Source organism: Streptomyces sp. NPDC048196, assembly GCF_040652715.1.
GTDB lineage: Bacteria > Actinomycetota > Actinomycetes > Streptomycetales > Streptomycetaceae > Streptomyces > Streptomyces siderophoricus.
Genome location: NZ_JBEZMM010000055.1, coordinates 17,573 through 29,711 on the forward strand (window position 1 = coordinate 17,573; position 12,139 = coordinate 29,711).

Annotated in this window: 9 protein-coding genes; 3 read left to right on the top strand and 6 right to left on the bottom strand. The window is 73.9% G+C overall.

Going from position 1 to position 12,139, the window contains the following annotated elements:
- Nucleotides 1–4: 4 nt before the first annotated feature.
- From nadC to AB0E02_RS33390, 4 genes are all read right to left on the bottom strand, one after another.
- Nucleotides 5–1,087, bottom strand: coding sequence for a carboxylating nicotinate-nucleotide diphosphorylase (gene nadC / locus AB0E02_RS33375; RefSeq protein WP_201810397.1), 1,083 nt, complete (start codon nt 1,085–1,087; stop codon nt 5–7).
- A gap of 66 nt (nt 1,088–1,153) precedes the next feature.
- Nucleotides 1,154–2,929: an L-aspartate oxidase gene (locus tag AB0E02_RS33380; RefSeq protein ID WP_362146534.1), complete on the bottom strand. Its 1,776-nt coding sequence runs from the start codon at nt 2,927–2,929 to the stop codon at nt 1,154–1,156.
- Nucleotides 2,926–4,077, bottom strand: coding sequence for a pantoate--beta-alanine ligase (gene panC / locus AB0E02_RS33385; RefSeq protein ID WP_362146537.1), 1,152 nt, complete (start codon nt 4,075–4,077; stop codon nt 2,926–2,928). Before panC ends, AB0E02_RS33380 begins: the two co-directional genes overlap by 4 nt.
- A complete protein-coding gene (locus AB0E02_RS33390; RefSeq protein WP_362146540.1) occupies nt 4,074–5,108 on the bottom strand; it encodes a DUF2520 domain-containing protein in 1,035 nt (344 codons plus the stop codon). The genes panC and AB0E02_RS33390 overlap by 4 nt, the downstream gene beginning before the upstream one ends.
- 454 nt (nt 5,109–5,562) lie before the next feature.
- On the opposite strand from AB0E02_RS33390, the gene AB0E02_RS33395 reads away from it, so the two are divergent.
- Both AB0E02_RS33395 and AB0E02_RS33400 read left to right on the top strand, forming a co-directional pair.
- Nucleotides 5,563–6,792, top strand: a complete 1,230-nt coding sequence (locus tag AB0E02_RS33395) for a beta-eliminating lyase-related protein (RefSeq protein ID WP_362146543.1) — start codon at nt 5,563–5,565, stop codon at nt 6,790–6,792.
- 529 nt (nt 6,793–7,321) lie between these two features.
- Nucleotides 7,322–8,431 (top strand): DUF5937 family protein, encoded by a 1,110-nt coding sequence (locus AB0E02_RS33400; protein WP_362146546.1) that lies wholly within the window; start codon nt 7,322–7,324, stop codon nt 8,429–8,431.
- 277 nt (nt 8,432–8,708) lie between these two features.
- On the opposite strand, the gene AB0E02_RS33405 is transcribed toward AB0E02_RS33400, so the two are convergent.
- A complete protein-coding gene (locus AB0E02_RS33405; protein WP_030414995.1) occupies nt 8,709–9,392 on the bottom strand; it encodes a response regulator transcription factor in 684 nt (227 codons plus the stop codon).
- A 215-nt stretch (nt 9,393–9,607) separates the two neighbouring features.
- On the bottom strand, nt 9,608–10,813 hold the full coding sequence (locus AB0E02_RS33410; protein ID WP_362146550.1) for a sensor histidine kinase: 1,206 nt from the start codon (nt 10,811–10,813) through the stop codon (nt 9,608–9,610).
- A gap of 173 nt (nt 10,814–10,986) precedes the next feature.
- Here AB0E02_RS33410 and AB0E02_RS33415 point away from each other — a divergent pair, with 173 nt between their 5' ends.
- Complete coding sequence (locus AB0E02_RS33415; RefSeq protein WP_362146553.1) at nt 10,987–12,057, top strand: SAM-dependent methyltransferase; 1,071 nt, start codon at nt 10,987–10,989, stop codon at nt 12,055–12,057.
- The last annotated feature ends 82 nt before the right edge of the window (nt 12,058–12,139 follow it).

The following is a 12,139-nucleotide window of genomic DNA, read 5'->3' on the forward strand; positions in this document are numbered from 1 at the left end:
GCGGTCAGCGGTCCTCACGCGGCTCGGCGTCCCGGGAGCCGGCCTCCTCGCCGTCCTCGTGCCCGCCGTCCTCCTCGCGCAGGTCCAGGCCGATGTCGAGGATCGGCGAGGAGTGCGTGAGCGCGCCCACCGCCAGGTAGTCGACGCCGGTCTCGGCGTAGGAGCGGGCGTTGGCGAGGGTGAGCCGGCCGGAGGACTCCAGCATCGCGCGGCCCGCGACCAGCTCGACGGCCTCCTTGGTCTGCTCCGGGGTGAAGTTGTCCAGCAGGATCAGGTCGGCACCTTCGGCGAGGATCGGCGGGATCTGGTCGATCCGGTCGACCTCCACCTCGATCGGCACACCGGGGAACTCGGTCCGTACGGCGGTGAACGCCGCGGCCACCCCGCCCGCCGCGACGACGTGGTTGTCCTTGATCAGCGCGGCGTCCGACAGCGACATCCGGTGGTTGACGCCGCCGCCGCAGCGCACCGCGAACTTCTCCAGGGCGCGCAGTCCCGGCGTCGTCTTACGGGTGTCGCGGACCTTGGCCTTCGTCCCTTCGAGGACGTCCGCCCAGGCCCGGGTGGTGGTCGCGATGCCGGAGAGCCGGCACAGGATGTTGAGGGCGCTGCGCTCGGCGGTGAGCAGGTCGCGGGTGCGGGTGGTGACGCTCAGCAGCTTGGTGCCGGCCTCGACCCGGTCGCCGTCCTCGACGTGCCGTTCGACCGCGAACTCGTCGGTGCACACGATGGACAGCACCGCTTCGGCGATCCGCAGACCGGCCACCGTGCCGGCCTCGCGGGCGGTGAAGTCGCCGGTGGCGACGGCGTCCTCGGGGACGGTGGCGACGGTCGTGACGTCCACGCCCTGGTCGAGGTCCTCCTCGACGGCGAGGTGCGCGATGTCCTCGACCTGGACGGGGTCGAGCCCGGCAGCCACCAGGAGCGCGGCCAGATCGGGGTCGAGTCCGCAGGTCAGCGGGTCGAGCTCGTACGAGGCGTCGTCACCGCCACCACAGCCGCAGGCGTCGCCGCAGCCACCGGTGGGGGCGCCGCCGCGGGGCCCGCCGATCTGGAGGAGGGGGAGGTCGTCGGGGGTGCTGCTCACGGGATGGGCTCCGTCTTCGGGATGGGGTGGTCGGTGGGGGTCTTCGGGGCGGGCGGGCCCGGCGGGCTACGGGAGGGCCGGCGGGAAGCCGGCGTCCTCGGTGGTACGGACGGTCAGCGCGCGGTCCGCGTCCAGGGTGATGCGGAAGTGCCGGCGCCAGGAGGCATCGTCGCGGTCGGGGTGGTCCTCGCGCCAATGGCAGCCGCGGGTCTCCTCGCGGCGCCGGGCGGCGGCGACCAGCACCCGGGCGACGCACAGCAGGTTGGTGGCCTCCCAGGCCTCCACACCGGGCTCGGGGGCCTTCTGTGCGGCCTCGGGGGCGCCGGCCTCCGCTGCGGCCGCCTCGGTGGCCTCCCGGTGGATGCGGTCGAGCTCGGCGGCGGCGCGGGCCAGGCTCTCGGCGCTGCGCAGCACGCCGGCGCCGGCGGTCATGATCCGCTGGACGGCCGTGCGCGTCTCGGGAGCCAGCAGCGGGAGGGTGGTCCGGGGCGCGGCCGGCGCACCGTCGGCCACCGGGGCGGGGTCGTCCGCGGGGCGCGGCGCGGGGCCGCCCCCGGCGATGTCGGCGGCGATCCGCTCGGCGAAGACCAGGCCCTCCAGAAGGGAGTTGGAGGCGAGCCGGTTGGCTCCGTGGACGCCCGTGCAGGCGACCTCACCGCAGGCGTAGAGGCCGGGCACGGTGGTACGGCCGTGCAGGTCGGTGCGGACACCGCCGGAGGCGTAGTGCGCCGCCGGGGCGACCGGGATCGGTTCGGTGACCGGGTCGATGCCGTGGCTGCGGCAGGCGGCGAGGATGGTGGGGAAACGGCTCTCCCACATCAGGGCGCCGAAGTGCCGGCCGTCCAAATACATGTGCTCGACGCCCTGTTCGAGCGTCCGGCGCAGGATCGCCTTGGCGACGATGTCCCGCGGCGCCAGTTCGGCGAGCTCGTGCTGCCCGACCATGAAACGCGTGCCGCCGGCGTCGACGAGATGCGCGCCCTCGCCCCGTACGGCCTCGGAGATCAGCGGCTGCTGGCCCTCCGCATCCGGCCCCAGATACAGGACGGTGGGGTGGAACTGCACGAATTCGAGGTCGGACACCTCGGCGCCGGCGCGCAGCGCGAGGGCGACGCCGTCGCCGGTGGACACGGGCGGGTTGGTGGTCGCGGAGAAGACCTGACCCATGCCCCCGGTGGCGAGGACCACGGCCGGGGCGTGCACGGCTCCCACGCCGTCGTGCTGGCCCTCCCCCATGACGTGCAGGGTGACGCCGGAGGTGCGGCCCGCCCCGTCCGTGAGGAGATCCAGGACCAGAGCGTTCTCGATGGTGCGCAGTCCGGCGGCGCGGACCGCCTCGACCAGGGCGCGGGAGATCTCGGCGCCGGTGGCGTCGCCGCCGGCGTGCGCTATCCGGCGCCGGTGGTGGCCGCCCTCCCGGGTGAGCGCTATCTCGTCGCCGTCCGGGGTGGTGTCGAAGCGGGCGCCGGCCGCGATCAGCCGATGGACGGCGTCCGGGCCCTCGGTCACCAGGGTGCGTACGGCCGCCTCGTCGCAGAGTCCGGCGCCCGCGACGAGGGTGTCGTCCAGGTGCTGCTCGGGGGTGTCGCCGTCGCCCAGGGCCGCGGCGATACCGCCCTGCGCCCAACGGGTGGAGCCGTCGTCGAGGCGGGCCTTGGTGACCACGACGGTCCGCCGGCCGGCCGCGGCGCAGCGCAGCGCGGCGGTCAGCCCGGCCACGCCGGATCCCACGACGACGACGTCGGCCTCGATGGCCCAGCCGGGGGCGGGGGCCTTCAGGCGTATGCCGGTGCCGGGTATGGGGCCGGGGCCGGTGGCTGTTCCGGTGGCGGGCACGGTCATCGGGTCGCTCCGAGGGGGCCGGTGGGTGGGGTGGGCGGTACGGCGGTCGCGGGGGCGGACCGCTCGCGGGCGGCGGAGGCGGGTGCCGGGGCTTCCTGGTGGACGGGCGTCACGTCGTCGCGGTCATCGGAAGCGGCGGCGGAGGCCGGAGACTCCGCGCCGAAGGTGAGGCGGAGGTTGTCGATGAGGCGCGTGGTGCCGACCTTGGCGGCCACCGCCAGGATCGCCTCCCCCACGTACGCGTCGGAGATCTCCGTGAAGTCGGACGGGTCGACCAGCGCCAGGTAGTCGAGCACCAGGGGCGGGTCGAGCCGGGCGGCGTCCTCCAGGACGGCGCGGGCGGCGGCGCGGGCGACGGACGGCGCGTGCCGGGGGACCGCGGCGGCGTACGCGACGGCGTGCGCATCGGCGGCCGCCCGGTCCTCCCCGAGGGCGGCCAGCGCCGCCGAACGGTCCTGGGCCGCGTGCGCCGTGCAGGCGGCCCGGGCGCGCAGCGCCTCCTCGGCGGTGAGCCGGTCGCGGGCCGCGAACAGGGCCGCGGACAGCGTCAGCGCGGTGCGCCGCTCCGGGGCGGACAGATAGCGGTTGCGGCTGGAGAGGGCGAGGCCGTCGTCCTCGCGCACCGTGGGGACGCCGATGATCTCGACGGGGAAGTTGAGGTCGGCGGCCATCCGGGTGATGACGGCGAGCTGCTGGGCGTCCTTCTGCCCGAAGAACGCGAGGTCGGGCGCGGTCAGGTGGAGCAGCTTGGCGACGACGGTCAGCACGCCGTCGAAGTGCCCGGGCCGGCTGGCCCCCTCCAGGCGCGTCCCCATGGGCCCGGCGGTGATCCGGACCTGCGGTTCGCCGCCCGGATAGACCTCGTCGACGGACGGCGCGAAGACGGCGTCCGCACCGGCCGCCAGGGCCAGCTCGACGTCCGCGTCCAGGGTGCGCGGATAGCGGTCCAGGTCCTCGCCGGCCCCGAACTGCAGCGGGTTGACGAAGACGGTGACGACGACCTGGCCCTGCGCTCCGGCCCGCCGGCGGGCGGCGCGGACGAGGGTCGCATGGCCCTCGTGCAGCGCTCCCATGGTCATGACGACGGCCCGCGTGCCACTACGGCGCGGCAGGTCACGGAGCGCGGCAGCGGTGTGGAGGAGGGTCATCGCTCGTCTCCCTCGGGGCCGTGACCGTCCTGGCCCGGCTCGTTCGGACCGGGGCCGTCCTGGTGGCCGTCCTGGCCGGGGCTGTTCGGGCCCGGGCCCTTCGGGCCGGTGGTGGGCGAGGAGTCGGGGGCGGCACCGGCGAGCACGCCGAGGAGGTCCTCGGCCAGCTCCGGCTTCAGCAGACCGTGGGCCAGCGCCCGGTCCGCGGTCGCCCGGGCCATGGCGAGGTACCCGGCGACGTTCTGGGGGGCGTGCCGGCGCAGTTCGGCGACGTGGGCGGCGACGGTGCCCGCGTCACCGCGCGCCACCGGGCCGGTCAGTGCGGCGTCGCCGGACCGCAGCGCGTTGTCGAGGGCCGCGCCGAGCAGCGGGCCCAGCATCCGGTCCGGGGCCTGCACGCCCACGTCACGCAGCAGTTCCAGCGACTGGGCAACCAGGGTGACCAGGTGGTTCGCGCCGATGGCCAGCGCCGCGTGGTAGAGCGGACGATCCGCTTCCGCGATCCATTCGGGCTCCCCGCCCATCTCGATGACCAGCGCCTCCGCGGCCATCCGCAGTTCCTCGGGCGCGGTCACCCCGAACGAGCAGCCGGCCAGCCGCTGGACGTCCACGGAGGTGCCGGTGAACGTCATCGCGGGGTGCAGCGCCAGCGGCAGCGCCCCGGCCCGGGTGGCCGGGTCCAGCACCGCCGTCCCGAAGCGCCCGGAGGTGTGCACCAGCAGCTGTCCCGGCCGTACGGCGCCGGTCTCCGCGAGGCCGCTCACCAGGCCCGCGAGGGCGTCGTCGGGGACGGTCAGCAGGACCAGCTCGGCACGGGCGAGCACCTCGGCCGGGGTGACCAGCGGGACGTCCGGCAGCAACTCGGCCGCCCGCCGTACGGAGGCGTCGGAGACCCCCGACACGGCGACCGGGCGATGCCCGGCGAGCTGCAGGGACGCGGCCAGGGCGGGGCCGACCCGGCCGGCGCCGACGACCCCGACGGTCAGCCGGGCGGGGCGGTCCTGGGCCTCGGTGGGCGGATGTGCGTTCACGTGGCGATGGCCTTCCGTTCCAGTCCTCAGGGGGTACCGGACGATTCCTCGCCATGCTACGCGAGTGTTTCCGGGGGACTTCAGAGCTGTACGGAGGGTGAGACGCGGATCTCTCACCAGAGTTATCCACAGGTTTTTCCACAGGGCTCGCGGGCTGTGCGCAGCTGCGTCATGATCGGTCCCGACGGCGACCCACGCACCGGCGAATCAGTCCCGACGGCAACCCACCGCAGGGCAACCCATCGCACGGCAACACATCGCACGGGCGAAACGGAATCGTCGCGAAAACAGCAGGCGGGCGGACCGCGGGCAGGCCGAAGACAGACTCACGGCCGAAGACAGGCTCGCGGCCGAAGACAGGCTCATGGCCACAGACAGGCTCACGAAGGGCCAGGGAATGAGGGGGACGACGGGGATGACAGGGACGACGGGAATGACGGGGACGACAGGGCCCATGCAGGACAGCGACAAGGACAGCGAGGGGGAAGAGCACGGCCACGGCGTGAGCGAGGCCGGGAGCGACAGTTCCCGGGACGCGCGGCGAATCGCCGCACTGCGCCGGGTGAAGCGGTCGCTCGCACCGGCCCCACGACCCGAAACGGTCCGCGAACGGCTGGACCGCCTGGTGGCCGACGCCCCCACCGCCTATGACCTGGACAGGATGACCGACGTCTACGCCAACGACGACGGGATAGTCGGCGAGCTGGAACGCCGCACCGCCGAGGCGCTCGGCACGGAGGCCGCCGCCTTCTTCCCGACCGGCACGATGGCCCAGCAGGTGGCGCTGCGCTGCTGGGCGGGACGTACCGGCAACGCAACGGTCGCCGGCCATCCGCTCTCCCACCTGGAGATGCACGAACGGGACGCGTACGCAGTGGTCAGCGGACTGCGGATGGTCCATCCGACCCGCGCGCCCCGGCTGCCGACCGCCGAGGAGATCCACGGCCTCCAGGAGCCGTTCGGAACCCTGGCCCTCGAACTCCCCCTGCGCGACGCCGGTTTCGTCCTGCCGGAGTGGGACGAGCTGACCGCGGTGGTGGCGGCCGCCCGGGACCGGGACGCGGTGGTGCACTTCGACGGCGCCCGGCTGTGGGAATGCGGCCCGCACTTCGGCCGCACGCTCCGCGAGATCACCGCACTCGCGGACAGCGTCTACGTCTCCTACTACAAGTCGCTGGACGGCATATCGGGCGCCGCGCTCGCCGGTTCCGAGGACTTCGTCGCCGAGGCACGTGCCTGGCGCCACCGCTACGGCGGCCAGCTGTTCCAGCAGTGGCCCGCCGCACTGGCCGCCCTGGCGGGCCTGGACCGCGAACTGCCCCGGCTGCCGGAGTACGTCGCCCACGCCAAGGTGATCGCGCAGGCGCTGCGCGAGGGCCTGACGGCGGCCGGCGTGCCGTGGTTCAGGGTCCACCCGGAGGTGCCGCACACCCATCAGTTCCAGGTGTGGCTGCCGTACCCCTCCGAGGTTCTGGACGAGGCCGTCATACGGCAGGCGGAGGAGAGCAGGACGGCGCTGTTCCGCGGCTGGTTCGAACGAGGCCTGACCGAACCGCCGGGAGTGGCCCTGACCGAGGTCACGATCGCCGCGCCCGCCCTGGACTGGACACCGCAGGACGTCCGTACGGCAGTTGTGGACTTCATGCGGAGCGTGGAGGAGGTGCGGGCCGGGTCGGGGTCTTGACGGACTTTCGTCTCATGGGGTGGGGGTGAGGGCGGGGCTGGGGGTGGGGGCGGGGCCCCGGGGGGAAGGCGGGGGAAACCCCGGGCTAGCCCCCCAAGGGCCGCACCGCACCCGAGGTTCCCCGCGCCGCAACCAAGGTTCCCGGCTCCGCGCCCGACGTTCCCCGCACCGCACCCAAGGTTCCCCGCTCCGCGCCCGACGTCCCCCGCTCCGCACCCGAGGCTCCCCGCTCCGCACCTGACGTCCCCCGCGCCGCAGCCGACGTCCCTCGCTCCGCAGCCAAAACTCCCCGCGTCGCCCTCCGGAGGCGTCGCCACCAACGGATTTCGCGCACGGTGCGCACGGTGTGGGTGCCGGGGAGCGGCGGGGCGGTCTCGCCTCGTCGGGCGGCTCGGTAGGCGTCGAGAAGGTGCTGCTGGTTCGCGTTCATGCCGCCACTCTGGAACGGACGGTCCGCCCGCGGCGCATCGATTGACGGGAGCCGTCAATCGACGACCGGGCAGGTCGCGGGCTCGCGCATGATGGGCCCATGGCCAACGTCATCGACATCACCGGGCTGCCCCCGGAGCGCATCGTCTTCGCCCCCTCTCCCCTCGCGGAGCTGGGTGCCGCGCTGCACGCGCTGTCGGAGCCGGGGCACCACCCCGGGCTGCACGGCTGGGTCACCGCCACCAACGCGGCCCTGAAGACCGACCTCGCCGACCGGCTGTGCGAGGCGGACTTCCTGTGGCGGTCCTCCCGTTCCGACATCCTGCTGCCGGCCCGCCCCGGATCGTCGCTGGCCGAGGAACTGGACGAGCTGGACAAGATCGACGACGAGCGGTTCGTGGCCGCCGCGTTCGAGATCTCCTGCTCGACGACCTACACCCGCTGCACGCCGTCGCCGCTGGTCGATGCCGAAGAACGGGCGCGGGTAAGGGAGATGGCCGCCGCGCGCGGTCCGCGGCAGGCGGCCTTCACCGACCGGATGCTCACCGACCCCGACGGCCTGCGGGTCTGGCTGCGCCGCCTGCTGGAGGACTGCGAGGACGCGTTCTTCGGGGACATCTGGCGCCGGGTGGGCATCCAGTTGGCGGCCGATGCCCGGCACAAGACCGAACTGCTGCGGCGCAAGGGCCTGGCCGAGACGCTGCCCGCGACTTCGATCGCGCTGTCGCTGGACGAGGCGCAGGACGGGAGCGGCGGCGTCCGCATCGTGGTGGACAAGTTGGCCAGGGGCCGTACGACGGCGTTCGCGAGCCCTGAGGATCCCGGCGTCACGTTCCTGCCGACGTCGTTCGGCTGGCCGCATCTGCTGGTCAGTCACGCCCCGGGCTGGCGTCCGGTGATCCAGTACCCCGTCGCCAGCCGGGAGTTGCCGGCGCCGGTCACGCTCGAACTCACTCAGCAGCGGCTGGAGGCGCTGGGGCATCCGATGCGGATGCAGCTGTGCCGCACGCTGGCGCGGGGGCCGCATACGACGGGGGAGCTGGCGAACGCGTACGGCATCACCTCACCGGAGGTGTCGCGGCACGTCACGACGTTGAAGAAGGCCGGGCTGATCCAGACGCGGCGCCGTGGGCGCTATGTGCTGCACCAGCTGGACCTCCAGGTGGTCGCCCGGCTGGGCAGCGACTTCCTGGAGGGCGTACTGCGCTGACGGGCTTGCTTACTGCAGCGCGGTACGCCCTGCGCTGGAGGATCTACTGCGCTGACGGGCGTCCTGCACTGGGGGCTCTACTGCGCTGACGGGCGTCCTGCACTGCAGGACCTGCTTCGCTGGAGGGCGCACTTCGCTGGAGGGCGTACTGCGCCGAGGCCCTCCCCCGGCACGCCTCGGCGCCTCCCTCTCCCCTCCCCCAGCACATGCACAGCCCCTGCCGGCCCCCGGCTCTTGGCCGCCGGCGCTTCCCCCTGCCCTGCGTTCCCGCCCGCTCCTACGCCCCCGCTCCGCCGGCCCGCACCAGCCCCGTCTCGTACGCCAGCACCACCGCCTGGACCCGGTCGCGGAGACTCAGCTTCGTCAGGATGCGGCCCACGTGCGTCTTGACCGTCGCCTCGGACAGCACCAGCCGGGCCGCGATCTCGCCGTTGGACAGCCCCTGGGCGACCAGCAGCAGCACCTCGCGCTCGCGGTCCGTGAGCCGCTCCAGCTCGGGGCGGCCGGGCTCGCCGGAGGTGGCGGGCAGCATGGGCGTGAAGCGGTCGAGGAGCCGGCGGGTGGTGGACGGTGCGACGACGGCGTCGCCGCTCTCCACCGCGCGGATCGCCGCGAGCAGTTCGCCGGGCGGCACGTCCTTGAGCATGAATCCGCTGGCCCCGGCCTTCAGCGCGGAGAAGGCGTACTCGTCCAGGTCGAAGGTGGTCAGGATGAGCACCTTGGGGGCGTCCTCCTTCTGGCCGCCCTCGCAGATCCGGCGGGTGGCCTCGACCCCGTCCAGATGCGGCATCCGGACGTCCATGAGGATCACATCGACCTTGGTGGAGCGCAGCACCTCCAGCGCCTCGGCGCCGTTCCCCGCCTCCGCGACGACCTCCATGTCCGGCTGGGCGGCCAGCACCATCCGGAACCCGGTGCGCAGCAGCACCTGGTCGTCGACGAGCATCACGCGGATGGTCATGGGTCAGGGGTCCCTTCGTGGGCTGATGGCGGAGCGGGTCGAGCGGGTCGAGCGGGTCGAGCGGGTGGAGCAGGTCGAGCGGATGGCGCGGGTCGAGCAGGGCGCAGTGGGTCGAGTGGATCGCATGTGTCGTGTGGGGCGCAGTGGGTCGAGTGGGGCCGTGGGTTGGGTGGGCTGCCGCACGGCACCCTGCTCGGCTCAGCGCATCACATGCCTCACCGGCCCGGTTTCAGGGGGAGTACGGCGCTGACGCGGAAACCGCCGCCCGGGCGCGGGCCGGCTATCAGGGTGCCGCCGACCATACCGACCCGTTCCCGCATGCCGATCAGGCCGTGGCCGAGGCCGTCCGCCCCGCCCGATTCGTAGAGCTCGTGCTGCGCGCCGCGACCGTCGTCCTCGACGAGCAGTTCCAGGTCGTCGTCCTGGTAGCTGAGGCGGACGGTGGCGGCGACGTCGGGGCCGCCGTGTTTGCGGGTGTTGGTGAGCGCTTCTTGGACGATGCGGTACGCGGTCAGCTCGACGCTGCTGGGCAGCGGGCGCGGCTCGCCCTCCACCCGGAAGTCGACCGGCAGGCCGGCGCCGCGGACCTGGTCGATGAGGTCGGTGAGCTGTTCGACGCCGGGCTGGGGGACGTATTCGCCGCCTTCGGCCTGTTCCCCGGTGCGCAGCACACCCAGCAGGCGGCGCATCTCGGCCAGTGCCTGGCGGCCCGTGCCGGAGATCGTTTCCAGGGCCTGCCGGGTCTGTTCGGGCGCGGCGTCGAGGACGTAGGCGGCACCGTCGGCCTGGACGACCATGACGGAGACGTTGTGCGCGACGACGTCGTGCAGTTCGCGGGCGATCCGGGCGCGCTCGGCGGCGACCGCGATACGGGCCTGGGCCTCGCGCTCCTTCTCCAGCCGGGCGGCCTTCTCCTCCAGCTGGGCCCAGTAGGCGCGGCGGGTGCGCACGGAGTCGCCGAGGACCCAGGCCAGCACGAAGGGAACGGTGAGCAGGACCGTGAAGAACAGGCTTTCCCACAGCTGCCGGGTCCCTGGCCCCTCCCCGAAGCGCACCAGGGACAGGGCCGGGCCGACGAGGGCTCCGAGGAGGGCGCAGCGGGAGGCCCAGCGGGCGGTGGAGGTGCCGGACGCGACGGTGTACGTGATCACGAACATCGCGAAGTTGCCGGGATTGGGCGGGATGTCGAAGATCAGCTGACCGACGCCGATGGCGGCCGTCAGCAGCAGCATCTTCACCGGGGCCTTGCGGCGCAGCGCCACGACGAGGCAGAGGCCGACCGTGAAGATCGCGGCGGCGAGCTGGTGCGCGCCACTGACCTCGCCGGCGACCCACAGGCTGGTGAACCCGAGGAGAAGGACGGCCCAGAAGGTGTCCACTCCCGTCGGGTGCCTGCGGAGGAAGTCATAGAGGCGCTGCACGTCACCCAGCGTAGGCAGAGCGGATAGGTGTACGAGTCAACCGGAGGGGCGATCCTCTACGTCAGCTCTACTCCCCAAGGTGGAGACTCCATGCACCAAATGTGTCGGACCGGGGGACGGTCCGCACATCAACCCCTGGGTCGACCTGGCCGCCCCGCCCGTACCGTGGGGTGGTGACGAATGAGTGGTGCGGCTGGCGGGACGCGACCGAGCGGGCGCTGTACGGGGCGGACGACGGCTTCTACACGCGGCCCGGTGGCCCCGGCCCGGCCGGCCATTTCCGCACGTCGGTGCATGTTTCCCCGCTGTACGCCGGTGCCGTCGCGGCCCTTCTGCGCCGGGTGGACGGCGCGCTGGGCCATCCGGAGGAGCTGGCGCTGGTCGATGTGGGCGCGGGCCGCGGTGAGCTGCTGACGGGGGTGCTGGCCGCGCTGCCGGACGAGGTGGCCGCCCGGCTTCGCCCGTACGCCGTCGAGCGGGCCGCGCGCCCCGGAGGGCTGGATCCGCGGATCGACTGGCTGGGCGAACTGCCGGCGCCGGGCTCGGTCACCGGGCTGCTGTTCGCGAACGAGTGGCTGGACAACGTGCCGGTCGATGTCGTCGAGACGGACGGGGACGGGGTGGCCCGCCGGGTACTGGTCCGCGCGGACGGCACGGAGCGGCTGGGCGAGCCGGTCGACGGTGCGGACGCGGAGTGGCTGCGGCGCTGGTGGTCGTCGCAGCCGGCCCGGTCCGCCGCCTCCACTGTTCCCGCCCCCACTGCCCGTACCGCGCTCTCCCCGCTCTCCCCGCTCTCCCCGGGGCTCCGAGCCGAGATCGGGCGCCCTCGGGACGAGGCGTGGGCGCGGGCCGTCCGCACGCTGCGCGCCGGGCTCGCGGTCGCCGCCGACTACGCGCATGCGCGCCAGGACCGCCCGCCCTTCGGCACCCTCACCGGCTTCCGAGACGGCCGCGAGGTGCGCCCCGTACCGGACGGCAGCTGTGACATCACGGCACATGTGGCGCTCGACGCCTGCGCCGGGCCGTCGGCCGAGCTGCTGACCCAGCGCGAGGCGCTGCACGCCCTGGGGGTGGACGGCCGCCGTCCACCGCTCTCCCTGGCGTCCACCGACCCGGCCGCGTACATCCGGGCCCTCGGTACGGCCGGCGCGGCGGCGGAACTGACCGATCCGGCGGGTCTCGGGGGCTTCGGCTGGCTCGTGGAGCCGGTGGGCGGGGAGTGCGCGGGGCTGCTCAAGCCGTGAGGGCGGGCGGCCTGCTCGGGCGCGAGGCCGGGCAGCCCTGCTCGGGCGCGAGGGCGGGCCTGCTCGGGCCGTGAGGGCGGGC

Bases quoted from the DNA above. Each gene is read 5' to 3' on its own strand.
- AB0E02_RS33380 (WP_362146534.1), bottom strand. From the start codon at position 2,929: ATGACCGTGCCCGCCACCGGAACAGCCACCGGCCCCGGCCCCATACCC.
- panC (WP_362146537.1), bottom strand. From the start codon at position 4,077: ATGACCCTCCTCCACACCGCTGCCGCGCTCCGTGACCTGCCGCGCCGT.
- AB0E02_RS33395 (WP_362146543.1), top strand. From the start codon at position 5,563: ATGCAGGACAGCGACAAGGACAGCGAGGGGGAAGAGCACGGCCACGGC.
- AB0E02_RS33400 (WP_362146546.1), top strand. From the start codon at position 7,322: ATGGCCAACGTCATCGACATCACCGGGCTGCCCCCGGAGCGCATCGTC.
- AB0E02_RS33405 (WP_030414995.1), bottom strand. From the start codon at position 9,392: ATGACCATCCGCGTGATGCTCGTCGACGACCAGGTGCTGCTGCGCACC.